A 25973-nucleotide genomic window follows, 5' to 3' on the forward strand; every position below is an offset into this window, starting at 1 on the left:
AAATAGCGCAGGAAAAACCTTATGTGATTTTTACGGTCTTATGGTTTTCTTTCACCAATGTTGTGGTAATGTATAGTATAAATAACGGCCTGTTGTGTGTTTTATAATTGTAAAATATAGTCTGTTAAGCTTGTTTCATGCTCTAATTCCATTTTTTTACGCAAACGATATCGTTTCACCTCGACACTTCTGGTAGATATATTTAGTAATGGAGCAATTTCTTTTGATGATAGATTCAGCCTTAAATAAGCACACAAACGCAAATCATTATGTGTTAATGCTGGGTGTTTAGATTTTACTTTTTTTAAGAAATCTTTATCGGCATTGTTAAAGGCTTCTTCGAATAATTCCCAATCGTTTGTATTGTTAAGGTTTTTATCAATTATTTTGATAATTGGATTTAGATTGTTGTTTTGATTTTTCTTATTTAGCTCTTCTTTGATATTATTTAAAAACTCGTTCTTTTTTATTAAACTCATAGTAGATATTGCTAATTCTCGATTTTTATTTTCAATATCCTGATTGAGCTTTTCATTTTTAAACGTCATGAGCTGTTGTTTGTTTTCGAGTTCCTTTAGCTCAATATCTTTTTGAGTTCGAATTAAGAGTTTTTTTCGTTGATTTCTGTAATAAGTTCTATAGATAAGATGAACTATTAATAGCAAAATTAAACCGCCAATAATGTAAATTGAAATAAACAAATCAGACAAATACCAGGGTTTAGCTATCGTGAATTTATAACTCGCTTCATTTTTAGTTTCTATTTGACCTATTTTACCCTTAACTCTAAACGTAAAATCTCCAGAAGGTAAATTTTCATAAAATTGTGAAGTGTTGGTTGTCCAATCACTCCAATCCGTATTGTATCCTTCTAATAAATATTGAAATCGCTTTTCTGAATATCTATAATATTCTGGGATACTAAACTTGAAAAAAATATTATTAGTCTTATTGTGAAATTCAGCTTGTTCATCCAGAATGATTTTTTTTAGTTCGGAGTCTAATTTTCCTGCCTGGACTTCATTTATGGATATCTGATAAGAATCATTGTTATCAATCTTTGAGAAATCAGCTATCATGTAGCCATTTGATGTTCCTATTAAGTATTCTTGGTTCAACAAATGGGTTATGTTCTCATACCCATTCATACTATTTGTTTGCTGTTTTGCTAGGGAAATTCTAAATAATTCCGGCTTATTACCGAATGTTTCAAAATCAAAATATGACAAATTATATTTTGAAAAATTCCATAGTTTTCCGGTATTATCTGGTATCAATTTACCTGAAACATAACTACCATCATTATAAAAGTCTGACAAAACGCTATCTTGAACAAACTCACTTTTATTAGCATTAAACCTAAACACTCCTTTTTGATTGGCATAATAAACCATGCCCTTATATTTTGTTAAACTTGAATTGAGCCCTTTCTCCAAATGCGACTCCTTTTCAACATTGATTGCTTTTGACCATGAGTTGTCCAATTTAATTTTGAATACACCTTTATATTCATGACTAACAAAAACGGTATTATCATTAATAAGCTCAAAATATCGTGATGAGATATCAAAACCAATAATTTTATTTCTCAAAACCCATTGAGATTCGTTTTTTTCTAAAACATTGAGCCCATCATAATTTCCCTGCAAAATCACATTTGCCTCATCATTTAATGGCTTAAAATCCCATGTTCCTTGAGTGCCTGGAATCATATAAGCCTCATTAATATTCCTAATTACAAAAGCTCCTGAATCGTGCCCACAAAACAATTCGTCATTGATTTCTGTTAAACTCCAAACCTGACCATTAGTGTTTGATATTAACTCATAATCATCATCACTGTCAAGTTTTTTGTAAAATAACCCTTGATTTGTTCCAATATATATATGGTTCTTAAAAACTATTGAAGCATAAACAGCACCCAATTTTCCTGAATAATCATAGTAAATTCTATAAGGTGAATTACTTTTAATGAAATTAAGACCATTATCTAGTCCTAACCATAAATTTTCATCCACATCCTCTTCTATCGTGAGCACAGTATTGTTTTGTAATCCTTTTGATTGATTGATGTGATACTTAAATTCACCTTTATAATTCAATGCAACCAACCCATTTGATATTGTCCCGAGTAAAATTGTTTGATCTTCTAGCATTTTAGCAGAATAAATTGTCATGTTCTTCAATTCATCATCATAGGCTATATTCCATTTTGCTATTCCGGCATTGCTATAATTATAGAATCCTTTTCGAGAAGTTAGAATTAAGTAATTATTTTCAAATCTGAACATATTGACAACTCTTGAATTAACAATTTCAGTATTGTCAATTACTAAATTGGCAACTCCATTTTCAATTTTAAAAATACCCTTATCAAAGACTTGAAAAAACACTTCGTTTTCAATGACGTACATTTTGACAATTGTAGATTCTGGTTCAATAATATTAAAGGTATCATTAATGGAGTCGTAAATATAAATTCTGTCGAGTGATTGAAAAATAACCCAATGTTTTATGCTAGCTATTTTCCAAAATTCTTCGTCTTCAATAATCTCATCAATCTTACTAGATAATGAGAAATAATTGAGCGTTCCAAAATTATCTTTTATCCAATAGCCAAACTCCATGTAGCAACCTGTGTAAATCCTTTCCCCAACCACATTAACCGATCTCATAAGTGTTTTGTTTGGAGTTGTATAAACGTTCCAATCAGAGCCATTATATTCTAGCAATCCCCTATTATTTGCTATATAGACATATTTATTGTCTGCCTGGGATATATCCCAATTTTGGTTATCTGCATCATAATTTTTGGGTCCGTAACTTTCAATTGGAGGTAATTCCTGACTAAAAATATGACCATACAATAAAAAACCAATTACAGATAATAACAAAGTATTTAATTTCATATAACCATCTTTTTGCTTAAGTAGTGTACAATATACGAAGAATGTATGGTTACAGACAAAACAAAAAAACACCTATACAATGAGATTTATAGTAGTAAGACACACTATTTCACCCTTGGAATTCGATTTAGAATGATTACGAGTAAAAGTTGAGATTCATTTTCTATTAAAAAAGCCAATACATTTCTGTAAAGGCTTTAAATATAAAGTGTCTTATATTAAAATAGAGCAAACTAGAAAAGTACTAACAATCTAATATTCTTCCCAATAATTGATTGTAATACTTTAGTGCCAAGGCATCGTAATTGCTATTTGATTGTTTTAGTTTATTAATTTCAACAAACAAATATGGCAGTTTATTCAACTCGTTAACCTGTTCAATTAAACAATTATTGGTTTTTGTAGATAAGATAATGGCTCCATCACTACTACCATCATTAATCATTTTAAAACAATGCTTTTCTGTTTTAGGGCAATCAAATGATTGTAAAATAAAAACTCTATAACCATTGTTGAATGAAATTTTTTGAAATTCTGAAAGTAGTTCACCAAAAAAAGTGTCAGTTATATCAGGTAGAATTATAGCAATGCTTTTTGTTTGCTGTTTACGTAAAGCAAGTGCATTAAAATTTTGGATATAGTTGTTTTCTTTAGCAATATCCTTAATTAATTTGCGAGTTGAAAGACTTATATCCGATCTATTATTTAAAGCTTTCGAGACCGTTGAAATTGAGTATCCCGAAAGCTTAGAAATCTTTTTTAATGTAACATCGGATTGATACATGATCTATTTTTTTAATGAAGCAATAATCTCTAAAGAGTCTCTAGTTAAAGATTCAATTTTGTCATAAGAATATTTACCTTCTTGATCTTTAAATATTAATTTTGATCCCATACCTACACATGTCACACCAGCATTAAACCAAGCTTCTAAATTCTCTTTGGTTGGTGAAACACCGCCAGTAGGCATGATACTAGTCCATGGTTGGGGTCCCTTGATTGCCTTAACAAAACCTGGCCCTAAAATACCGCCAGGGAATAGTTTTACAATTTCACATCCTAACTCTTCGGCTCTTGTGATTTCAGTTAATGATCCACAACCTGGTGACCATAATACTTTTCTTCTGTTACACACCATGGCAATATCTTCCCTAAAAACTGGTGTGACTATAAAATTTGCTCCTAATGCCATAAATCTTGAAGCAGCCGCGGCATCCGTTACCGATCCTACTCCCATTATCATGCCTGGTAAACTCTCAAGAGCATATTTATTTAATTCTCCAAAAACTTCATGAGCAAAATCACCTCGAGCAGTAAACTCCATGAGGCGAGCTCCGCCATCATAACAAGCTTTAAGTACTTTTTTTGCTACTTCTAAATTATCATTATAAAATAAGGGAACTAGTCCCGTATTTTTCATAACATCTGCTACTTCTAATCTTGAATACTTTGCCATAATCTAATTTATCTTGCTACTCTTCCCGAAGCATCTCCTCCCATTAATTTTTCAACTTCGGATACTGTTACTAAATTAGCATCACCTTTTATGGTATGCTTTAAACATGACGCTGCAACTGCAAAATCTAATGCATTTTGATCATCATCTGGATACTTTAATAATCCATAGATTAATCCGCCCATAAAAGAATCGCCACCACCAACTCTATCTACAATATCAGTAATTTGATATTGACGTGTTTCATACATTTTATTTCCATCATATAATACACCTGCCCACGTGTTATGAGATGCAGAAATTGAACCTCGTAAGGTTGTGATTACTTTTTTAGCTCTTGGGAATTTTTTCATCATTTGTTTACATACTGATAAAAAGGCTTCGGCTTTTACATCATGACCATGTTTATGAACATCAAGTCCTTCTGGATGAATACCAAAATGTTTTTCGGCATCTTCTTCATTTCCTAAAACAATATCGCAGTACGATGTTAATTCTGTCATTACTTTTTCTCTGTGAGCATCATCACAATATGTCCAAAGTTTTGCTCTATAATTTAAATCTGTAGAAATTGTAACTCCTTTTGTGCTGGCAACTTTTACGGCTTCTAAACAAACATCTGCCGCACCTTGAGAGATAGCAGGCGTAATTCCAGTCCAATGAAACCATTCTACTCCTTCAAAAACCTTATCCCAATCTATCATCCCTGATTTAATTTCAGCTATGGCTGAATGCGCTCTATCATAAACAACTTTACTACCTCGAGAAACGGCTCCTGTCTCTAAAAAGTAAATACCTAAACGGTCACCACCCCAAACAATTTTATCTACACCTACACCACGTTTACGCATTTCCATCATGGCACACTCTCCAATGTCGTTCTTTGGTAAGCGTGTTACAAAATCAACAGCCACGCCATAATTAGCCAATGAAACAGCAACGTTAGATTCTCCACCGCCATAAACAACATCAAAATTATTCGCTTGCGAAAACCTTAAAAAACCTTGTGGAGCTAATCTTAACATGATTTCTCCAAATGTTACTACTTTACTCATCTGTTTTAATTTTTATATTCCTAAAGCTTGTCCACCTCCAATTTGGATTGTTTCGGCAGTTATAAAAGATGCGTCGTCACTTGCCAAGAATGATATTACAGAGGCTACATCTTCTGGTTGTCCCAATCGTCCTAATAAAATATTATTTTTCCAAGATGCAAAAACTTCTGGTTTTGTAGACTTAATTTGGGCATGAAACGGTGTGTCGATCGTACCAGGAGATACTGCATTTACTCTAATCCCATATTCAGCAAGGTCCTTTGCCAATGCTCTCGTTATTGAATGAACACCAGCTTTAGAAGTTCCGTATATCCCAGCACCTGGTCCACCTGCAGTCCAAGCAGCATTAGATGTGAAATTAATTATCGATGCGTTTTCTCCTTTTTTAAGATAAGGTATAGCTGTACGTGAAGCAAAAAATACAGAGTCTAGATTTAAAGCCATAACAGATCTATAGAACTCTGTAGTCATTTCTTCAAAACGAGATCTACCTCCTAATCCGCCTGCATTATTTACAAGTACATCAATTCTCCCATATTTATCTCCAATTGCTTTAATGTTTGAAGTTACTTCTTCTTCATTAGTAACATCAAACCCATAATATTCTGCTGTAACACCGTTATTAGTTAATTCTTTGAGACGCTCAGCACCAGACTTATCATCTATACCATTAAGTATTACTGTGTAACCATCTTTCCCTAATCGTTTTGCCACTTCAAAACCAATGCCTCCCGTGGCTCCTGTTATTACTGCTACTTTTCCTTTGATATTGCTCATTATTAAATATTTATGTTTTTTAAATAGTTTTTGGTTTAATTGGTTCAACTTTTTTAATTAAAAGCCAAACACTTGCTAATACAATCATTGTTAGTACGGCACCTACTATAAAAGCAGGTGTGTAATTACCTCCTAATGTTAGTGTAGATACCAATGCTGTAAGACCCACACCAGCAAATTTCGCTGACATTCCGGCCAGACCTGATAATGTTCCTACTGTTTTTTTACCAAATAAATCACTTGGTAATGTTTGAATATTTCCTATAGCTGTTTGAAACCCAAACAAAATAATTGCCATAATTATAACAGCGTTTACAGGACTTCCAGGGTCGGTGAGTAAATAAAAACAGGGCAGCATGATCACACAACCCAATGTAATTACAAATTTTCTTGTTTTATTGGTATCCCAGCCAGCCTTCATTCGGTTTTGGGCAAGTAATCCACCAAACCATGCACCAATCATAGCGCCTACATAGGGTACCCAACCATAAATTCCTATGGCTTTTACATCCATGCCGTAAACTTCATTTAGGTAAATTGGAATCCAGAAAACAAATAACCACCATATTGGGTCTATTGCAGCAGAGGCTAAAATTACGCCCCAACTCTCTTTGTGAGTTAATACCTTTCCTGTTGTAGGGTTGTATTCTTCTTTTACAACTACTTCATTATCATCAGAATCCTTTTTTTGTGCAATACTTAAGATATGTAATCTTTCTTTTTCTGTAAGCCATGGATGTTTCCCAGGTGGTGCTTTTACTATAAGCATCCACGGAATTAACCATAGTAATCCAACTAATCCCACAAAAACGAATATCATCTGCCAGCTAAAATAAACCGAAAGATATGCGATTAATGGAATAGAAATAATCCCTCCTATTGCTGCACCAGAATTAAACAACCCTTGTGCAAAGGCTCTTTCTTTTGGCGGAAACCATTCTGCATTTCCTTTTGCTGCTCCAGGCCAATTGCCCGCTTCTGCTACTCCCAAAATTGACCTAAAAATGGCAAAGCTAAAAAACCCTTTAGCCAAAGCATGCAATGCTGTTGCCAAAGACCAAAACCCTATGGACAAAATAAAGCCTAATCTTGTACCGACTTTATCGAATATTTTTCCAAAAATCGCTTGACCAAATGCGTAAGAAAATAAAAATATTGAGGATATCCATCCAAAGATTTCTTTACGTTCATCCATGTTTTTATCTGGATATAATTCTTCGGATATTTGAGGCCAAAGCACATTTAACGACTGCCTATCAATATAATTAATTACAGTTGCTAAAGCAATCAGCCCGATAACCCACCATCTTAATCCTTTAATTTTCATAAGTCTAATTAAATATTTATAAATAAACTCTAATGTAACTTGTTATTACAGTAAAGTATTTAATAATAACTTTGGTAAAATCTAATTATGAAACCTTGATGGGTATATCAAGAAATAGAATTTACTTTCCCTCCTTTATTATATAAGTTTACAAACCGTGCAATTCATAAACTTTTTTATTTAAGCCACATTATAACAATACTCATATAGTACCTTGAAATGGTCTTTCATTTTTTGTTTGGCCTCTTGAGGATTTTGATTTTTTATAGCTTCAAAAATCTCTTCATGCTCTTTGATTCCAATTTTTGGTTGATTTTTATCACAAACGTGATACTTTTCAAAATTGGTGATAATCTCCGGCGTAATCATCAACATGAAAGTATTCATCGTTGCATTTTTACTTGCCCTAGCAATTGCCAAATGAAACAATAAGTCTTCTTGAACAGCATCTTCCCCGTTTAGAACCTTTTCAGTGTATGATTCCAAAGCTTCCATCATATATTTTAAATCCTCATCTGTTCGTCTTAATGCAGCAAGTCTGGCCGTTTTGAGCTCTAATAAAATTCGCGTTTCAACCAGTGATTTAAAATCAGGATCTTCTAACCTTAAGATGTCATCGATCATTCCGTTCATTGCTACAACCCCAATATTGGCCACAAATGTGCCACTTTGAGGAATAGATTTTAGCAATCCATAAAACTCTAATTTTTGAATAGCTTCACGTACATTACCTCGAGATACTCCAAACTTATCAGATAACATTCTTTCAGAAGGCAATTTATCACCTGGCTCCAAATTTTTGTGATTTATGAGCTCCTTTATTTCAGAAATGATTTGTTTCTGAACAAAATAACTTTCATGTTTTGTAAGTGTATCTAACTTCATATTCAAAATTTATATATTCTGGTTAACCAGATAATTATGGTTAAATTTAAAAAAATCTAAATACAAACCCTCAACGTCCTTCATGTAATTTTGAGATATCGCCGAATTTAACTGACCTTCTTCTAGGTCAGTAAAATTCAACAATGGTAAACAGACTAATTAAATATAATACTAATGTGAAACTTCTAGATCATAATATTTTACTTTAGCAAATGCACCTTCATCACGCGTTTGGAAATAATTTCCTGCTTTAAAATAATTTTCAAATACACCCCATCTACTAATATTTACATCTTCATAAACAGCATATTCATTATTATTTAAACAAACTACCATTTTCCCATCAGAAACAGTAACTTCTATTGTAAACCTGCCAAAGCCAACTTCTTCTTTAAACGTATAACCATCATCATCTGTCCATGCATCTTCATGTAAGACTTCAACATTATTAACGCTTAAACTTTTTAACACTTTTGTTTTTACGCGTACTTTACCATCTTTCCAGTAAATTTTCAACATAGGTGGTGCATTGTTATCATCTTGACCAATTAAATCACGTTGCTCATTTGTTAACCTACCATGAATTTGCATTACAATGATCTTATGGTATTTACCATCTGCATCTTTAGAAACTTCTTCAATTTCTAATTTTCCTTTCATTCTGCCACCTTGAGCAAAAGTCCAATTAACATTGTTATTTCGTGGTTCCATTTGCTCTCTTAATTCACTTCTAGAATATTTAGTGTTTTGAGTTGTTGCCTTACTTGGATAAGCATAAAAAACCAAAGCTCCTTTTGTTGAATCGTTATACATATATGGCTTTAAATCCTCATTTGTAGCATAATTCAATATTTCAGGTGGTTCTACTTCCAAAGGGTTTGTTCCATCACCCGCAGGTGTAGTAACCTTCCAATGAGATAAATCTATTTCTGGCAGTTTATATTTTTTACGTTTTTTCTTCTTTTTTTCTTTTTTGACATTCAATTCTGAACTATTGCTGATATTTTGACAAATAGCATCAATAGACATGCATCCCATTATTAAAAAAGATAATATAATGTTTTTTCGAATGTTCATATTAATGTTTAATCATTTGCTGTAATAATCACAGAATCAGCTCGTATCTCTTCATCACCACTACTATATCCATAACTATTTGTGCTACCATCACCTCCTATACCTCTAATGAATAGCGCCACACTATCATTAGCTCCAGCATTGAATGTATATATGTATGTTAGATAATCATCATCACTAGGGTTATTTTGAACCTCAACTAATAGATTATTAGCTGGATCTAAAACCTGATCAATTGATGTGTAACCATAACCAGAATTAGGGAATTCAGTAGCAGTTGCATAATATGTTGGTGTATAGCCATCTTCATAACCTGTTCCTGCCAAAATCCTTACTTCAAGCATACTTGGCACTGGCGGCGTATTATTCTCTAAAGGCTTAAAAGATGTTACTAATTCAATCGTATAATCAGCATTTGGAACAACTTCAAATTCCTGATATATATGGTCAGGTTCGTTATTGTCAAACTTTACAACATTATCAGACCCTCCATTTCCAGAGCTAGATTCGCCTTGTTCACCAATATCATCATTATCCCATCCTGAACAAGTGCAGTCACTTGAATTACCATTATTTTTAGGTAATTTATCAAAATCAGCATTAACTAAAGTAGGGTCAGGAACTGCTGGTTCTTCTGGTTCAACAACGGTTATTTCTTCCGAGTAAGTACTTACAACACCTAGAGCATCTGAAGCTGTTAAAGTTACTGTCCATGTACCCTCTCCTGGGTAGGTGTTTTCAGCATCAACATCTGTTGAAGTATTTCCATCTCCAAAATCCCAGGAATACTCAATTGCGCTGGTGGATAAATTAGCAAATGAATAGTTTTTCCAAGCATCATCTAAGCCTTCACCTTGCGCATACGTAAAAAGTGCTTGTGGCGGTGTTTCATCTGGAATTGAACCTGCTTCAGGCAATTCATACTTTTCAAAATCACTACATGATTGTGCTATTACAAATAACACAGAAACTGTAATGTAACTGAATATGGTTTTTATTTGTTTTTTCATTTTAAATGTTTTTTAGTATCCTGGATTTTGAGACATTAGTCCATTACTTAAATTAATCTCTCTTTGTGGAATTGGTAATAATAAATCTGTTGCTGTAAACCTATAGTCATTTGCATCTGAAAAATCAGAAAGCACATCTTGAGCAACTCCAAATCGAATTAAATCGAATAAACGGTGGTTCTCAAATGCAAGTTCTACACGTCTTTCATCTAACAAATCTTGTTTGGTTATTTCAGTAACTTGATCTGTAATTCCAGCTCTTGTTCTAACCTCCATAAATGAGTCTATAGCACTTGATACACTTGTACTTTGGCCTCCAGCCATTATGGCTTCTACGTGCATTAGCAAAACGTCTGCATATCGTAAAACTATCCAATCGTTACCAGCAGCAGTTGGGTCATTAGATGTTGGCTCTATTTCTAAATCCTCATCACCATTTGGCAAGTATTTAACCACTTGATATTGTGTTAACTGTGCCGCGTCTTGTCTGTAAGAATAAGGTTGTCTATTGCCGCCCTTTTCATCCAAAATAGCTCTTGCCTCATCAGTAACATAATTCATTCCTGCAGTTCTTCCCACAGAATTCAACCATTCAGCGGAAAAATATTGACTATCATTAGTATTGTCTGGAATAAACCCAATGGCAAAAATGACTTCATTATTCCCTTCATTGTAGAAAACATCTTTAAAGTTTGGCTCTAATGAAAACCCACTATTCATGACTTCTTCGCAAAGTATTTGTGCTTCCGTGTAATTAGTCCCCATAGTTAAATAGACTTTAGCTAATAAGGCTTGTGCTGCTGCTTTTGAAGCTCGATTTTTTGAATTATTATCTAAATTTTCAATAGCTGTTTGAAGGTCAGAAATAATCACAGCATAAACTGCAGATTCAGGGTCTCTAGTAAACTGTTCCTCTGTATCTGTAATTCCTATAACTCTTGTAATTAACGGAATATCTCCAAATAATCTTACCAAATTAAAGTGTGCATAAGCACGTACAAATTTTGCTTCCCCCTCAATTCTTGGCGCATTGGCTTCTGATGCAACTCCTAAATTTTCAAGAACCGTGTTTGCTCTAAAAATAATGTTATAAAAACTTCTGTAGTAATCTGCTACAATACCGTTTGTAGCTGCTACTGTAAAGTTATCAAACTGTGCTGCTTCTCCTTCACCACTTTTTGTTCTGGTATTATCACTCCTCATTTCAGTTAAATAATACTCTATTTGTATAGAATGGTTTAATCCTGAAGTTGTTATTGCCAGAGCATTTACTCCTTGAATACCATCATACATATTGACTACAGCTGTCTCTAATTGCTGTTCATCCTCATAATAAGCAGTAGCGCTGACCGCAGATGTAGGTTCTGGCTCCAGAAATTCTTTACTACAAGAAGAGATAATTACTAATAAAATTAGTATCCCAATGTTTTTTATATTTTTCATAATTAAATCTTTTTATTATTAAAAATCAATGCTTAAACCTAACGAAATTGTACTAGCAATTGGTGCTCCTCCCCTTTGATATCCATAGGTTGTAGGACTTGTATCATCTATTGATTCTGGATTCCAGCCTGTGTATCCATCGGCGGTGAAGTACATCAAATTTTGTCCTGCTACGTAAACCCTTGCTTTAGATATTACTTTTGTTTTTGCTAGCATATCGCTTGGTAATGTATAACCCAAATTAATATTACGCATAGCAACATATGATGCGTCTTGAATTATGTCATCAGTAAATATTTTTTCTTTAATAAATTCCTGATTAGGTGTACTTGAAATAAAATCTTGAGAACTATTAAAATGGTTAAATAAATATTGATCTCCCATATTCCTTACTTCGGCTCCGTGGCTTCCTTGAAACATAAAACTGAAATCAAAACTTCCAATATTAAATTGGTTAGAAACACTCCATACAAAATCTGGGTATGGATTTCCGAGTATGGTTTTATCATCATCATCAATGACACCATCTCCATTTAAATCTTTTACGTATACATCCTGCGCCTCTCCTCCAACTGGGTGGTAAGGGTTGGCTATATATTCTAACGGGATATCTCTATCTACAACCCATCCATAGTAAGAAGAAATAGGGTTCCCAACTAAATTAATCCATTCAGCTGCTCTCTTGTCGTCTACATTTTGTATTTGACCATCAGAATCAGCAAAATTAACAAGTTCATTTTTGTTTTTAGATGCAATAATGGTTGTTGTCCATCTAAAGTTTTCTTTAGAAATGTTTCGTGTGTTTATTTGTAATTCAAATCCTGAATTTTCAACTTCACCTAAATTAACTAAAGCATTTGTAAAACCAGTTGTTGAAGAAACTGGGTTGTATAACAGTAATTGATCACTTGTTCTTTTATAGTATTCAAATGAACCTGATATAGCATTGTTAAAAAATCCGAAATCAACACCTGGATTAATTTCAACAGATCGTTCCCACTGAAGATCTGGATTGGCAATATTTATTGGATTAAATCCAGTTTCCTGGCTATTTCCAAATACTGCAGTCGATGAACTTAACAATGCCAATGATGGATATCTGTCTATTAATGGGTCGTTAGTATCTAAATAGGTGTTTCCTGTTACACCATAACTGACTCTTAATTTTAAATTACTTAAGAAATTGCTATCCTCTAAAAACGATTCTTTAGACACTACCCAACCAACTGAAGCTGCTGGGAAGTTACCATATTTGCTTTCTGGCCCAAAAACAGATGAACCATCTCGTCTAAAACTTAAAGACACTAAATATTTATCATCATAGGCATAATTTAACCTAGCAAAATATGATGCTAATGATTGTTCGTACTCTATAGATTGAGCCAATGCAATAGTAGTGGCTGCTGTTATTGTTTGAACCAAATCATTTTCATAACCTGTACCTCTTGAAGAATGGCCTTCTGATTCCCATTTTTCAGCTGAAAACCCTAAAATTGCATTAATATCATGCTTATTTATTTCCTTATCATAGGTAAAGTAGTTATCTGTTACCATATGTATGGTATTAAGTGTTGATACATCAAGCTGTGCTGCTGCTGAACCATTTCTACTTGACAATACACCTTGCCATCTTCTTTGTTCAGTGTTTTGGAAATCACCAGATAATGCTGCTCTAAAACTTAAATCATCTGTAATATTATATTTCCCGTAAAAACTACCATAGATTTTAAATTTTTTATCAGTTCTGTTACGTTCCAATACTTTAGCTCCAGGATTAGTGTTTGAAGTATTACTAATATCTACTAATGTGCTACCGTCACCATAAAGATCATAGTTGTCAAAATGGCGTTGCACTGCATAATCACCAATCTGTACATCTGGATATACATTTCGGTCTACATACTGAATTGTATTGGCATCATGATATAAAGGTAACCATGGTGGTTGACGTAAAATATCATGTGTTGACCCATCAAATCGTCTTCTGTTTGTATAAGAAGGTGATAAGTTAACTCCAAAAGATACTTTATCACTTACCTCTGTATCTATTCGTACTTTTAAATTGTATTTTTTATAATCATCGGTTAGAAGAACTCCTTCATCGTGCAAGTACCCGAAATTTGTCGCAAACTTGGTTTTATTAGTACCTCCACGAGCACTAAATGCATGATTTTGAATTATTCCTCCATTAAAAATAATATTCTGCCAATCATTATCAACTCCTATTAGTTGCTTATATCTTGTTCTATCTGAAAGCGTTCCTGTTGCTGCTAACTCTGCTTCAGCAGTTTCTGCTACCGAAAAATAGTAGGCATCACTTTGACGTGCTTCTTTAAAACCAGTGAAAGTGTTATACGTAAATTTTGTTCGGCCTTCCTTTCCTGTTTTGGTAGTGATTTGAATAACACCATTACCTCCACGAGAACCAAATATAGCTGCGGATGCAGCATCTTTTAGTACTTCAAATGACTCCACATCATTCATATCCAGTGAGCCTAAATAATCATTGTCAACAACAATTCCATCAACAACAATCAACGGATCAGAACTACCAGCTAATGAACCTGTACCACGAATACGAATTGTTGGTGCAGAACCTGCTTGGCCTTCAGTTGCTGCGACTGTAACGCCTGAAGCTTGACCAACAAGTGCATCATCAACTCTTGATACCGCCATTTGTTCAAGATCTTTGTTTACAATTTTTGATACAGCACCTGTTAAATGACTCTTTTTTTGTGTTCCATACCCAATAAGAACAACCTCTTCAAGCTGGCTTGCATCTTCCTCCATTGTAACATTCAATGTGGTTTGATTCTCTATAGGTATTAGTTTCGTTACATAACCTACATAAGAGAATTGAAGTACATCTCCATTTTTTACATTAATCTGGTAATTACCATCAAAATCAGTAGATGTTCCGATGGTAGTACCTAGAATTATTACGTTTACTGCAGGAATAGGCATGCTGTCAGTTGCTCCGACAATAGTTCCTTTAACCGTAAAATTTTCTTGGGCAAAAATTGACATGCTAAAAAGAAGCATCCCAATTATGACTAGATTGGTTTTTAAGTTCATAAAATTAAAAGTTAGTTTTATTAGTTAATGACTAAATAGAACTATAAAAACAAAATTTTTGTGCAGTTACTAAATTGTTTAGTATTTTTACAAAGTCATGTTTACATAGTTCTACATGATTTCTATTTACTTCCCTCCAAAGAAGTAATCAACTCTAAAAGGATAGGCGTGCACCTGTCCTTTTTTTTTGACCAAATTGTCAATATTCAAATTGGTTGACCAGATTGGTTGACCAAATATATATAAAATTTTGTTAAATACAACTTTATCGTAATTTTTTGTGTGTTAAAATTTGAATTTGACAAAATATTAGGTGAATTATTATGAATTAATACATAAAATCTTTTCGTAATTGAATTAAATCTTTTTTACTTATTACTCTTTATCTCCGAAATAAGATACACCATTACCACTTAAAAAATCTTCTCTTACAGGGCTAAAAGTGTCAATTAACATACCTTCTTCTAAACAAACTGCACTATGTAATAAATTAGGTTCAATATAAACGCCATCTCCTGCTTCTATAATTTTCTTTTCTCCATCAATTTCAAATTCAAATTTACCTGAAACACAATAGGTCGCTTGTGTATGAAAGTGTTGATGCGAAGAGCCTAAAGCACCTTTTTCAAATTTCACCTGCACCATCATAATTTGATTATCATAACCTAAAAATTTTCGTGATACGCCTCCTCCAAGGTCTTCCCATTCTATGTCTTTTGTAATAATGTACTTTTCACTGAATCGCTTCATAATAATATTTATCTAATTTGATTTTTGACTTCTTGACTTATACTTATTCTTGTGGCACACCTGGCCCAACACTTGCTTCTCTAAACCACACCTCTGTATAACAACCGTTTTCATATTGTTTTGCTATATCACCTCCATAAACTTCGGCACCAGTACACCAAACCATATTTTTTTCAGGATCTTTCCCATTAGTTTGGTTATAGGCACCTTGCTTAAAGTAGTTTAACTCACCACTGTAAGCTATTGCTCTTTCAGTTCCGTCTTGTCCTATAGGCACAAACAGGTTCTTGACTTGATCAGGAAAATCTGATTTATTTACATATTCAGATTTAATAAGATTTTTTGTAAACGTTTTTGTTTCATGTCCTTCACTTTTGAAGGTTAAGTACATAATACCTTTATAAACATTTACCTCATAACTAAACTCTTCTCCTAATTCAATGCCTTCTTTTGGTTCAACTGGATAACTATTTTTTGATGTTCCAACTACAGACATGTCATTACCCCAAACTGCGGTAGAATAATCCCAACGACCAGAATTATCATCTCCTTCTGTATTTATTTCATAATTCCAGAAAACAGATCCTTTTGTATGACCTGGGAACTTTTTATAAAATATTTTCAAGGGTTCGTTCTCGTGACCTTCACCACTGTGAATTTGTCCGACAACAGTAGAAAATGAAGCCGCAACTCTGGCATCACCAGAAGTTGAAACTTGCATAACTTTACAAGTCCCTGTTAGATTGCCGCCTTCTTCCGGTGTCCATTCTCTTTTTTCCTGCAATTCGGTTCTGGTATTACTGGAGTTTTTAGATGTTACACCAGAATTTGGTGTTTTGTAAACGACCCAGCGTCTTGTACCGTCAATAACCGTGTAAAAGAAATCTTTATGTTCAAAATTAACTAAATCATCAACGTTAGTGCCGTCACCCAATAGTATTTTAAACTTATCCATAAATGGAATGACTTCACTTGGGTATACTACTTTTTCACTCAATCCATCATTAGCTTCAAAATATCCAGCATTAGAAATAGCGTCATCACTTATGGTGATATCAGCAGATTTAAACCAAACTTCAGCATAGTTTCCATCGGCATATTGTTTTTGTAAATCTCCACCATGAGTTTCAGCTCCCGAACACCATACTTTATTAACCTTCGGGTCTTTGCCATTAGTCTGATTATAGCAACCTAACTTAAAAAAAAGTCCTTCACCTTCATAAGCGTTTTCGCGTTCTATACCATCTTGACCAATTGGCACAAACAAATTATTAACTTGTTGTGGAATGTCTTCACGTTTGGAATACTCTGATGCTATAACGTTTTTAGTAAAGGTTTTTGTTTCATGATTTTCACTTGTAAATTTTAAGTGCATCATACCATCTTTTATTTCTACTTCATAACTAAAGGCTTCACCAAGAGCAATGCCGTCTTCAGGTTCTGGTGGATACGTATTTACATCGGTTCCGACCATTGAAAAATCATATCCCCAAATAGGATATGAATAGTCCCATCTTTGGGAGTTATCGTCTCCTGCTGTATTTATTTCATAATTCCAAAACACAGAACCTTTTGTATGTCCAGGGAATTTTTTATAAAATATTTTTAATGGTTCGTTCTCATGACCATCAGCACTGTGAATTTGACCCACCACAACAGAAAATGTTGAAGCCACACGAGCATCGCCTGTTGTTGACACATTCATGACCTTTAAAGTAGCATTCATTTTAGCTTCGGTCTTAGCTGGCCATTTTTTTAATTGTGCTAATTCAGTTCTCGTATTATTAGATGTACCATGTGTATTTCCTGCATTAGGCGATTTGAAAACCACCCAATCACCTTGATCATCACTTGCAGCGTAAAGGAAATCCTTATCCTCGAAATTAGTTGCTTGACCAACATTAGAACCGTTACCCAATATTAAATTCCAATGTTGAAAAAATGGAATAATATCATTCGGATTTCCATTCATGGCTATAGCTTCATTTTCATTATCGTAGTTCTTTTTGTTTTCAGCACAGCCATTTAACAGTAAAACAGCACTAAAAATCATTATATAATAGAGAATATTGAATTTTGTTTTCATAAGGTTGCTTTATGTTTTTAATGTGTAACAGTTAAATTGTAATATTTTATCATTGAAAATGCGTTAGCATCTGTTGATGCCAAATAATTTCCAGCTTTGAAATAATTCTCAAAAGGCCATTTTTCTAAACTAATATCGTCAATTAATAACGGTGTTTCTTGGTTCAAGCGAATTTCTAGCTGGCCCTGCGTGGCTAAGATATTTAAATCAAAAGCATCAAATCCTACATAACCCATATTATACTTAATGTCATGCCATGTTTCTGACGAGGTATCCAACAAGTCATCACCTAAAGTATCTTCATCAACTAATGATTTTTTATGTGCCCATAAATAACCATCTTTCCAATACATCTTTAATAACGGTGGCCCATTATTAGATGAAAATCCATGGATGTCCATATCTTCTTCCGAAATAATACCATGAATTTGCATTACAATAACTCTATGATAATCATTAGACGATTCACTGTCTTGCGATATAGATTCAACTTTAAGTCTCCCCGTTAATTCACCTCCTTGATCAAGCGTCCAATTTTCTCGAGCATTATTAACGTTAATAAGCTCTCTTAATTCTGTTCTGGAATAAGAACTATTAGTTGTAGATACATCCGGATAGGTATAAAATACAATAGAAGAATCTTCAATATCGTCATACATAAAAGGGATTACCGGATCCAATGTTTGATAGCCAAAATTCACTAAATCTTCAGGTTGATATTCATCTGGACTACCATTATTGTTTTCATCTACAGGTAAAGTCACCTTCCAATTTGTAAAATCTATTGAAGCATAAATAGGCGTTTCTTCGTTCGAGTTTCCATTTGAATTTCCAGTATTTGGTGCTTGAATAGTATCATTAGAACTTGAGCAAGAACAAAAAATGATTGCTAATACACTTAAAACAAACACTCTAGAACAGCTATTAAATATCATTTTTACAAGAAAATTTAAATTGGTTGACCAGATTGGTTGACCAAATATATGTATATTTGTTTCATAATCAAATAATTTCGCTATTATTTCTAATTAATGAACCATGAACACCAACCATGAAGCTATTCAAAACAAGCTAAAACGAGTAAGTACAGCTACTATTGCGACGGCACTATTTAAAAGGGGTTTAAGAAATCAGTTTATCCAAAATGTGAGTCCTATTCATGAAGTAAAAGTCACTATGGTAGGCAGAGCTTTTACATTAAGATATATACCTGCTCGAGAAGATTTAAACCCGATTAGTGTTTTTCAAGACCCGAAGCATCCTCAACGTGTAGCTTTTGAAACCTGTCCCGAAGAATTTGTTCTCGTCATTGACAGTCGAAAAAATGCTCGAGCCGCATCTGCAGGCTCAATACTAATCAAAAGATTAATGATTAGAGGCGCAAACGGAGTTGTTACTGATGGTGGTTTTAGAGACACACAAGACATTAAACAGTTAAACTTTCCTTCATATCATAAACAACCATCTGCACCTACCAACCTTACACTTCATCAAGCTATAGATATTAATGTCCCGATTGCCTGTGGTGATGTTGCCGTTTTTCCTGGTGACTATATTGTTGGAGACCATGATGGTGTTATGGTTATACCTGCAGATATTGTTGAAGATATTGCGGATGAATGTTTAAATATGACTCTATTTGAAAACTTTGTTATTGGGCAAGTCGAAAAGGGACAATCCATAATTGGTTTATACCCACCTACTAATCCAGAAACTCAAGACGCATTTAATATATGGCTTAAAGCCAACACGTAATTTGTAAATATTTTAAAGGGAAACACTATTGTGTTTATTAAAATAATAATCAGCCTTATAAAAACACGCCTCAATTTTTTTTTAGATACTATGTCTTTTTTTAACTATAGATCCATCATCATATATGCTTACTTTTTCATTCAATCATATTGCTCTTTCAGTAAAAGACGTCAATGAATCTGTTGATTTCTATCAAAAATTAATGCAGTTTGAAGAAATTAAAAATACAGCTTCTGACTCAAAAACAAGATGGTTATCACTTGGTGAAGGCAAGCAACTTCACTTGATTCCGCGACCAAATTTTGAAATAAAAATTAATAAGGCTGTCCATTTTGCATTAGCAACATCGGAGATAGAATCATTTATAAAGCGCTTAGAAAAATTAGGAGTTGATTACTCCGACTGGCTTGGCACAAAAAACAAAGATTATATTCGAAAAGATGGCATTAAACAAGTTTACTTTCAGGATCCAAATGGATATTGGATTGAAGTAAACAATGATATATAAAAAAGCTTCTACATTTCTCTAAAGGCTTTCTATTGTTTTGCTCCTTCTCCTGGGCTCGAACCAAGGAACCTTTTTGATTTAGAACTATGATTATTTACTAATAAAAAAAAGCTAGTTGCAGCAACAGCTATAGTTAATTGCTTCTGACTTTCCTTTCGGATAGTACTCGTAAATTTACTAACTTTGGTTTACGGCGGAAAGTCATAATTGATTTTCAAACAACGAAAATATGGCCTAGACTGTGAGCTGCAATTTATAAAGGAATAAAGGAAGTTTCAAACCCAATAAAAATAATAAATGTTGATACAAGATTGAACCAAAAAATAGATTTCCTCAATTCAATTGGATTATCGAATACAGTTAATCAATATGAAATGGAAATGAATATATAATATGTCAATGTTCGTATTCGCATCACACTTTATCCAATGCAGCCTTTAGCTGTAGTTCTAATTAGCAAATTGATGATTTTAATAACCATGAGACTCAATAATATCATTAAAGGTTTTTTTGTAGCTTTATTAACTTAATTAAATAGCTATTTAAAAAGAAGTCATTAAAATTGCTGTTTGCTTTTTCGACTCAAATTATCTTTCATGCCATTATCTATAAACCAGACTAAAACTAGTATAGCAGTATTACCGTTTGTCAACATGAGTAATAGTGAAAACAATGAATACTTTTGTGACGGTCTGACTGAAGAGGTCATTAATGCCTTGGCAAAAATTAAAGATTTATCAGTTACCTCAAGAACATCTTCATTTTATTTCAAAAATAAACCAGTAACAACGCAAGGGGTCAAGGAAAAACTTGATGTTGCGACTTTTATTGAAGGTAGTGTAAGACTATCAGGGTCTAAAATGCGAATAACGGTCCAGATGATAGATACAGAGGAAGATTTCCATTTTTGGTCTGAAACATTTGATAGAAACCTAAATGATATTTTTGCCGTTCAAGATGAAATAAGTATGTTCATTGCTGAACGCTTACGCGAACATATTGGCCATATTGAGATTCAAGATAAACTAGTAGAGCCTATTGATGTTCCTGTAGATATTTATAGAGAATACCTAAAAGGGAGATATTACATCATGAAGTTGGATTATAAAAACTCTATAAAAGGTATTAATATCTTAAAAGAAGTAATACATAAATCACCCAATTTTTCAAATCCCTATCTAGATATCAATTTAGCCTATGTTAACATGGGAACTATGGGGCTTTTACCTGCATTTGAAGCATACGAGAAGGCTCAACCTTATTTGTTAAAGGCTTTAGAGCTAGACCCAAACTCATCAAGATCACAATTGAATTTGGCTTGGATAGAATGCTGGCAAAACTGGAATCTTAAAAAGGCTTACGAACATGCCAATAAAGCTTTGGAGATTCAACAGGCAGACGATATTTACTTAACCATTTCTAATTTTTTAACAGTGGAAGGAAAATTAGATGCAGCACGCAATTATCTTGACAAAGCCTTACAATTAGACCCTTTTGCCGCTATCAACCATCATTATAAGGGGTTTTTGTATTATTTACAAGAAGATTACACTACGGCCATACCTTTCTTAAAAAAGGCATTGGAGCTAGATCCCACGTTACCCTTTCCACCAATTTATATAGGGATTTGTTTATTGATGTCAGGCAAACCAAATGAAGCTTTGACGTATTTCGGTTCACTTGAAGGCGTTTCTGTGAATGACCTCACTAAATTAGGAGGTGAAACCATGTGTTATGCAAAGCTCAATGAAATGGAAAAATGCAATGATGGATTAAAAGAATTAGAAACTTATTTAACAACAGCACTAGTAGATAAGGCTTTTACATTTTTGATATTAGTTAATGCCTTGTTAGGTAATTATGAAAAAGTAGTTGATTTAATTACTCAAGCATACCATAAACGGTTGCCGTTAATTTTATTATTAAATCCTTCACCAATTCTTAAGCCTTTAAAAAATCATAAAGGGTTTAAAGACATCATGCTGAAAGCCATTCCAGATAATGTCAACTACAAACAAAATAAAAAGTACAAGCAGGCATTACTGGATACCAACGAAATTGAAAAGTATAGTAAAGAATTAGAACAAATTATGGTAGATTACAAACTGTACCTAAATCCTGATTTGGCATTAAAGGATTTGGCATCGTATCTGGAACTTCCGGCAAATTATGTGTCTCAATTGTTAAATTTGGGCTTTCAGAAAAACTTTTCAGAATATGTGAATTCTTATAGGGTAAAAGAGTTTAAAGAGCGTATTCTTTTAGAAGAAAACAAAGGCTTGACCATTATGGCTGTAGCCTATGATAGTGGCTTTAATTCTAAAACCGTGTTCAATACATTCTTTAAAAAAATTGAGGGTATGACACCCAATGCGTATCTAAAAAGTACACAAAAAGATTAGTTCTGATTTTTAAAGTAGAACCTTTCATATTTGAAGCTGTTGTAATTTTACCATAATTTAAGAACACCAACAATGGAAAAAATGAAAACTAAAAAAAGTAAGAAAGGCGTTAAATTAGGACTTGGGATTATACTAGGCACTATAATAGGCTATGCAACCTCAAATATGCAATTATGGTTTGTACTGGGCATAGCAATTGGTGCGGCAATAGAATATGGTTCAAATAACAAGCAATCATCAAAATGAAATCATCTATTAAAATAGTAATTTTTGCATTTATCACGCTTTCAACGTTAAGCTCTCATTCTCAAACCACCAATAAAGAGCTCTTTAACAGAGTTGACTCGTATTTGGAGTCAAGCGCAAACAATGGCTTTTCCGGAGTTGTCTTGGTAGCTAAAAAAGGTGAAGTTATTTTATCTAAAGGCTATGGATGGGCAGACAGGGAAAATAAAATTCCCAACTCACCAGCAACCGTTTTTAATATTGGCTCTGTAACCAAACAATTTACAGCATCCGCTATTTTAAAATTGGTAGAGCAAGGAAAAATAAAAACATCAGATGAAATAAGTTCTTATTTTGTTCAGACACCAAGTGATAAAAAGGATATAACAATTTATCAATTACTAACACATACATCTGGAATTTCTAATAGAACAGGTGGTTTTAGATATCATGAAGCAAGCAAAGAACAGTTTTTAAAAGAGTTTTTTGAGTCAGAATTACAATCCCAACCTGGCACAACCTACCAATATGCTAATGCCAACTATATTATGCTAACTGCTATATTAGAGCTAGTTTCAGGGCAAACCTATAATGCTTTTCTACAGGAAAACTTATTTAGCCCTGCCCAAATGACAAGTACTGGATATAAACGCATTAATTTTAGTACAGAACGACTGGCACATGGCTATTACTATAATAGAGATGATGAAAAATGGACAGATTGGGGAACAACCCAACAGCACTTACCTTATAATAACAATCATTGGTATAGTATAGGTAAAGGCGACATTCACTCTACTATTGAAGATTTATACAAATGGCATGTTGCTTTAAAAAACAACGTTGTTTTAGAACCTAAAACAAGAAAAACTCAAGAAACTGCATATGTAGCTGAAAATGATAACATGACATCGTATTATGGATATGGTTGGGCTATATCTAAAAGTGATAGAGACACCAAAATCGTTGCTCATAATGGTAGTAATGGTTTGTACTTCGCAGACTTCGTTCGATTTATAGACGACGATGTTGTGGTCATATACATAACAAATGCGTTTTTAGGACCTGAATCAGAAAACGTGGCTAGAGAAATTGGTAAGATGGTTTTTAATAGCAATTATACACCAGCACCAATTCCCAGAAATATTTATGAATTGATTCATGAATTTATGAGAACCAATTCATCATCTGATGCCGAAAAATTACCTGATTTTTTAAAGGAAGAACTTAAAGATGAATTTAACGACCATGCGGTTTTAAATAGGTTAGGGTACAGCAGGTTGAAAAAAGAAGACCAGCCTGATTGGGCATTAGCATTGTTTAAACTCAATGTGAAATTATTTCCTGAAGATGGTAATTTATGGGATTCATTAGGTGAAGCTTACTTAAAATATAACCAAAAAGAACAAGCCATTGCCAGTTATACAAAAGCCGTTGAATTAGGTAGTGAAGGCTCAAAGGAAACATTACAAGAATTATTGAAAGAAGACGAATAATACATTTGACATGGTAAACGTAAAGGATTAAATTAAAGAATTACAATCCTGTTATTCACCAAAAATAATACACAAAAGAAAATTCAGAATTTAGCCTAAATAGTAAGTTTCACCTATTTAGAAACAACATTGATTGATTTTATAACAGAAATAATATAAGACGTTATTGATAATCAACAATTCATCATCCAAAATCAACAGTTGGGTTATTTCACTTCATAATCGTCCAGCTTTTGCAGGAAATTTGCACCTCAATAAAAAAAATCATTAATCAAAAATCAAACAATTATGACATCAATTAAAATGAAAACAATCAAAAAACAAATGGTACTAAAAATGGCTTGTGTAGCCTTGGCATTATCATCTAGTATATCATACGCACAAAACACAAATTCAGAAACAACAACACAAAGAAATGGTTTTATTGTAGAATTTGTAGTAGGTGGAGGTATTATCAGTGTAGAAGATAGTGCAGGTATTCAAACGTTCGACACATCTCAAGGAACGTTCGTTTTTCCAGATTTAAAGTTTGGCTATATGTTAAACGAAAACCTTGCTATTACAGCCTCTTTACCAGGAAATATATACGAATTTCAAGATAATGACAGGAACTTTGGTGGTTTTATACCATCTGTGCAATATTGGGTAAAAGATCGCTGGTGGATTCATGGAGGAATTGGTTTAGCCATAGATTCGCCAGCACTATACGATATAAAAGACGATGTAAATGACGATTGGAACTTCGGTTGCGCTGTTATGGCAAGTACCGGTTATGAAATTTACAAAAAGAAAAATTTCGCGCTTAACTTTCAATCTAAAGTAGTTCTTGGTCGTGCGTCTTTGGATGGAGATATGCATAGAGATGCATTACTATTTAATATTGGATTAGGATTTAGCTGGTTATAAGTTGTCATGTAAACATCATAGATCGCCATGCAATTCAGAATCTGTTATTGGACTACCTATGAATTCTATATATTTTAGGTGAGCATAATAGAAGATTAAAAAAAATTTAAAAATGAAGTATATTTTATTATTCTGTTTAGTGTTGCTGTTCAATTGCTCAAATAAGACCAATTCAAAAGATATATCGACAACTATTGAAATTAATGAAAGTCTTATTCAAATACTTGATACAATTTGGACAACTGAACAAACCCCAATTAGATTAAGAGACTCATTAATGGCTATATACGGTGTAGATTCAGAGTTGGTTAAAGAGCAACAAGCTATTATTGAAAGAAACCACACCATTAATGAGAAAAAAGTGAAAGAAATTCTAGATAATTATGGATGGCCAACTAAAGAAATTGCAGGAGAGCAAGGGAATTGGACCATATGTAATGTCATTCAACATGCAGATAATGACGTTAGAATACAATACCTTCCCATGATGAGGCAAGCTGTAAAGGATAAAAAACTAGAGCCTCGATTTTTGGTAAGAGCTGAAGATAGAATTGCTACAGAAAGAGGAGATTTACAAATCTATGGTGGACAGATGAAATACTACCCAGAAACCAAAAGTTTTAATCTTTGGCCAGTTTACGATCCAGTTAATATTGATAAAAGAAGGGCTGAAATTGGGCTCGATTCAATCGCTGTATTCCTTAAGAATAGATTTGATTTTGAATGGAATCTTGAAGAACAAATTAAGCGAACCGAAGAATTTAAATTGAAAAAGCAGGTAGAGCCTAACAATCAGTCAACCAATTAAGTTCCAATTTCCAAATACGAACT

Annotated in this window: 21 protein-coding genes; 7 read left to right on the top strand and 14 right to left on the bottom strand. The window is 33.4% G+C overall.

The window, feature by feature from the left end; translation table 11 throughout:
- Positions 1-101: 101 nt before the first annotated feature.
- The 14 genes from C1S72_RS07340 to C1S72_RS07405 all read right to left on the bottom strand — a co-directional run bounded on the left by C1S72_RS07340 (position 102) and on the right by C1S72_RS07405 (position 18785).
- Entirely contained in the window at positions 102-2909 is a 2808-nt protein-coding gene (locus C1S72_RS07340; RefSeq protein WP_104734970.1) for a helix-turn-helix and ligand-binding sensor domain-containing protein, read from the bottom strand.
- Between the two features lie 244 nt (positions 2910-3153).
- Entirely contained in the window at positions 3154-3693 is a 540-nt protein-coding gene (locus tag C1S72_RS07345; protein ID WP_104734971.1) for a LacI family DNA-binding transcriptional regulator, read from the bottom strand.
- A gap of 3 nt (positions 3694-3696) precedes the next feature.
- Positions 3697-4365 carry a bifunctional 4-hydroxy-2-oxoglutarate aldolase/2-dehydro-3-deoxy-phosphogluconate aldolase gene (locus C1S72_RS07350; protein ID WP_104734972.1) on the bottom strand — a complete coding sequence of 223 codons (669 nt, stop codon included), beginning with the start codon at positions 4363-4365 and terminating at the stop codon, positions 3697-3699.
- Positions 4366-4373: 8 nt separating this feature from the next.
- Complete coding sequence (locus tag C1S72_RS07355; protein WP_104734973.1) at positions 4374-5420, bottom strand: sugar kinase; 1047 nt, start codon at positions 5418-5420, stop codon at positions 4374-4376.
- A gap of 12 nt (positions 5421-5432) precedes the next feature.
- Positions 5433-6197: an SDR family NAD(P)-dependent oxidoreductase gene (locus C1S72_RS07360; protein ID WP_104735826.1), complete on the bottom strand. Its 765-nt coding sequence runs from the start codon at positions 6195-6197 to the stop codon at positions 5433-5435.
- A gap of 19 nt (positions 6198-6216) precedes the next feature.
- Positions 6217-7524, bottom strand: a complete 1308-nt coding sequence (locus tag C1S72_RS07365) for an MFS transporter (RefSeq protein WP_104734974.1) — start codon at positions 7522-7524, stop codon at positions 6217-6219.
- 180 nt (positions 7525-7704) lie between these two features.
- Positions 7705-8409: a FadR/GntR family transcriptional regulator gene (locus C1S72_RS07370; protein WP_104734975.1), complete on the bottom strand. Its 705-nt coding sequence runs from the start codon at positions 8407-8409 to the stop codon at positions 7705-7707.
- Between the two features lie 171 nt (positions 8410-8580).
- A complete protein-coding gene (locus tag C1S72_RS07375) occupies positions 8581-9486 on the bottom strand; it encodes a polysaccharide lyase family 7 protein (RefSeq protein ID WP_104734976.1) in 906 nt (301 codons plus the stop codon).
- 8 nt (positions 9487-9494) lie between these two features.
- Entirely contained in the window at positions 9495-10496 is a 1002-nt protein-coding gene (locus C1S72_RS07380) for a PKD domain-containing protein (RefSeq protein ID WP_104734977.1), read from the bottom strand.
- Positions 10497-10508: 12 nt separating this feature from the next.
- Entirely contained in the window at positions 10509-11939 is a 1431-nt protein-coding gene (locus tag C1S72_RS07385) for a RagB/SusD family nutrient uptake outer membrane protein (protein WP_104734978.1), read from the bottom strand.
- 18 nt (positions 11940-11957) lie between these two features.
- Positions 11958-15014: a SusC/RagA family TonB-linked outer membrane protein gene (locus C1S72_RS07390; protein ID WP_104734979.1), complete on the bottom strand. Its 3057-nt coding sequence runs from the start codon at positions 15012-15014 to the stop codon at positions 11958-11960.
- A gap of 375 nt (positions 15015-15389) precedes the next feature.
- Complete coding sequence (locus C1S72_RS07395) at positions 15390-15764, bottom strand: cupin domain-containing protein (RefSeq protein ID WP_104734980.1); 375 nt, start codon at positions 15762-15764, stop codon at positions 15390-15392.
- Positions 15765-15807: 43 nt separating this feature from the next.
- Positions 15808-17850 (bottom strand): polysaccharide lyase family 7 protein, encoded by a 2043-nt coding sequence (locus tag C1S72_RS14575; protein WP_104734981.1) that lies wholly within the window; start codon positions 17848-17850, stop codon positions 15808-15810.
- A gap of 17 nt (positions 17851-17867) precedes the next feature.
- The gene (locus C1S72_RS07405) at positions 17868-18785 is read right to left on the bottom strand and encodes a polysaccharide lyase family 7 protein (protein ID WP_104734982.1); all 918 of its coding nucleotides are present in this window, start codon (positions 18783-18785) and stop codon (positions 17868-17870) included.
- A 103-nt stretch (positions 18786-18888) separates the two neighbouring features.
- Here C1S72_RS07405 and C1S72_RS07410 point away from each other — a divergent pair, with 103 nt between their 5' ends.
- From C1S72_RS07410 to C1S72_RS07440, 7 genes are all read left to right on the top strand, one after another.
- Positions 18889-19605 carry a ribonuclease activity regulator RraA gene (locus tag C1S72_RS07410; RefSeq protein ID WP_104734983.1) on the top strand — a complete coding sequence of 239 codons (717 nt, stop codon included), beginning with the start codon at positions 18889-18891 and terminating at the stop codon, positions 19603-19605.
- Positions 19606-19729: 124 nt separating this feature from the next.
- Positions 19730-20113: a VOC family protein gene (locus C1S72_RS07415; protein WP_104734984.1), complete on the top strand. Its 384-nt coding sequence runs from the start codon at positions 19730-19732 to the stop codon at positions 20111-20113.
- 596 nt (positions 20114-20709) lie between these two features.
- Entirely contained in the window at positions 20710-22515 is a 1806-nt protein-coding gene (locus C1S72_RS07425) for a helix-turn-helix domain-containing protein (RefSeq protein ID WP_104734985.1), read from the top strand.
- Positions 22516-22596: 81 nt separating this feature from the next.
- A complete protein-coding gene (locus tag C1S72_RS14435; protein WP_162919883.1) occupies positions 22597-22761 on the top strand; it encodes a hypothetical protein in 165 nt (54 codons plus the stop codon).
- On the top strand, positions 22758-24236 hold the full coding sequence (locus C1S72_RS07430) for a serine hydrolase domain-containing protein (RefSeq protein ID WP_104734986.1): 1479 nt from the start codon (positions 22758-22760) through the stop codon (positions 24234-24236). The genes C1S72_RS14435 and C1S72_RS07430 overlap by 4 nt, the downstream gene beginning before the upstream one ends.
- A gap of 288 nt (positions 24237-24524) precedes the next feature.
- The gene (locus C1S72_RS07435; protein WP_230401596.1) at positions 24525-25142 is read left to right on the top strand and encodes a hypothetical protein; all 618 of its coding nucleotides are present in this window, start codon (positions 24525-24527) and stop codon (positions 25140-25142) included.
- Positions 25143-25254: 112 nt separating this feature from the next.
- A complete protein-coding gene (locus C1S72_RS07440; RefSeq protein ID WP_104734987.1) occupies positions 25255-25950 on the top strand; it encodes a DUF6624 domain-containing protein in 696 nt (231 codons plus the stop codon).
- Positions 25951-25973: the final 23 nt, after the last annotated feature.

It is taken from the genome of Hanstruepera ponticola, assembly GCF_002940745.1.
GTDB classification, from domain to species: domain Bacteria; phylum Bacteroidota; class Bacteroidia; order Flavobacteriales; family Flavobacteriaceae; genus Hanstruepera; species Hanstruepera ponticola.

What these genes read in the sequence shown, in the direction of transcription:
- C1S72_RS07410 (WP_104734983.1), top strand. Translation starts at nt 18,889, where the DNA reads ATGAACACCAACCATGAAGCTATTCAAAACAAGCTAAAACGAGTAAGT.
- C1S72_RS07440 (WP_104734987.1), top strand. Translation starts at nt 25,255, where the DNA reads ATGAAGTATATTTTATTATTCTGTTTAGTGTTGCTGTTCAATTGCTCA.
- C1S72_RS07435 (WP_230401596.1), top strand. Translation starts at nt 24,525, where the DNA reads ATGACATCAATTAAAATGAAAACAATCAAAAAACAAATGGTACTAAAA.
- C1S72_RS07370 (WP_104734975.1), bottom strand. Translation starts at nt 8,409, where the DNA reads ATGAAGTTAGATACACTTACAAAACATGAAAGTTATTTTGTTCAGAAA.
- C1S72_RS07415 (WP_104734984.1), top strand. Translation starts at nt 19,730, where the DNA reads ATGCTTACTTTTTCATTCAATCATATTGCTCTTTCAGTAAAAGACGTC.
- C1S72_RS07375 (WP_104734976.1), bottom strand. Translation starts at nt 9,486, where the DNA reads ATGAACATTCGAAAAAACATTATATTATCTTTTTTAATAATGGGATGC.
- C1S72_RS07405 (WP_104734982.1), bottom strand. Translation starts at nt 18,785, where the DNA reads ATGATATTTAATAGCTGTTCTAGAGTGTTTGTTTTAAGTGTATTAGCA.
- C1S72_RS14575 (WP_104734981.1), bottom strand. Translation starts at nt 17,850, where the DNA reads ATGAAAACAAAATTCAATATTCTCTATTATATAATGATTTTTAGTGCT.
- C1S72_RS14435 (WP_162919883.1), top strand. Translation starts at nt 22,597, where the DNA reads ATGAAAACTAAAAAAAGTAAGAAAGGCGTTAAATTAGGACTTGGGATT.
- C1S72_RS07340 (WP_104734970.1), bottom strand. Translation starts at nt 2,909, where the DNA reads ATGAAATTAAATACTTTGTTATTATCTGTAATTGGTTTTTTATTGTAT.
- C1S72_RS07430 (WP_104734986.1), top strand. Translation starts at nt 22,758, where the DNA reads ATGAAATCATCTATTAAAATAGTAATTTTTGCATTTATCACGCTTTCA.
- C1S72_RS07380 (WP_104734977.1), bottom strand. Translation starts at nt 10,496, where the DNA reads ATGAAAAAACAAATAAAAACCATATTCAGTTACATTACAGTTTCTGTG.
- C1S72_RS07425 (WP_104734985.1), top strand. Translation starts at nt 20,710, where the DNA reads ATGCCATTATCTATAAACCAGACTAAAACTAGTATAGCAGTATTACCG.
- C1S72_RS07385 (WP_104734978.1), bottom strand. Translation starts at nt 11,939, where the DNA reads ATGAAAAATATAAAAAACATTGGGATACTAATTTTATTAGTAATTATC.
- C1S72_RS07345 (WP_104734971.1), bottom strand. Translation starts at nt 3,693, where the DNA reads ATGTATCAATCCGATGTTACATTAAAAAAGATTTCTAAGCTTTCGGGA.
- C1S72_RS07395 (WP_104734980.1), bottom strand. Translation starts at nt 15,764, where the DNA reads ATGAAGCGATTCAGTGAAAAGTACATTATTACAAAAGACATAGAATGG.
- C1S72_RS07355 (WP_104734973.1), bottom strand. Translation starts at nt 5,420, where the DNA reads ATGAGTAAAGTAGTAACATTTGGAGAAATCATGTTAAGATTAGCTCCA.
- C1S72_RS07390 (WP_104734979.1), bottom strand. Translation starts at nt 15,014, where the DNA reads ATGAACTTAAAAACCAATCTAGTCATAATTGGGATGCTTCTTTTTAGC.
- C1S72_RS07350 (WP_104734972.1), bottom strand. Translation starts at nt 4,365, where the DNA reads ATGGCAAAGTATTCAAGATTAGAAGTAGCAGATGTTATGAAAAATACG.
- C1S72_RS07365 (WP_104734974.1), bottom strand. Translation starts at nt 7,524, where the DNA reads ATGAAAATTAAAGGATTAAGATGGTGGGTTATCGGGCTGATTGCTTTA.
- C1S72_RS07360 (WP_104735826.1), bottom strand. Translation starts at nt 6,197, where the DNA reads ATGAGCAATATCAAAGGAAAAGTAGCAGTAATAACAGGAGCCACGGGA.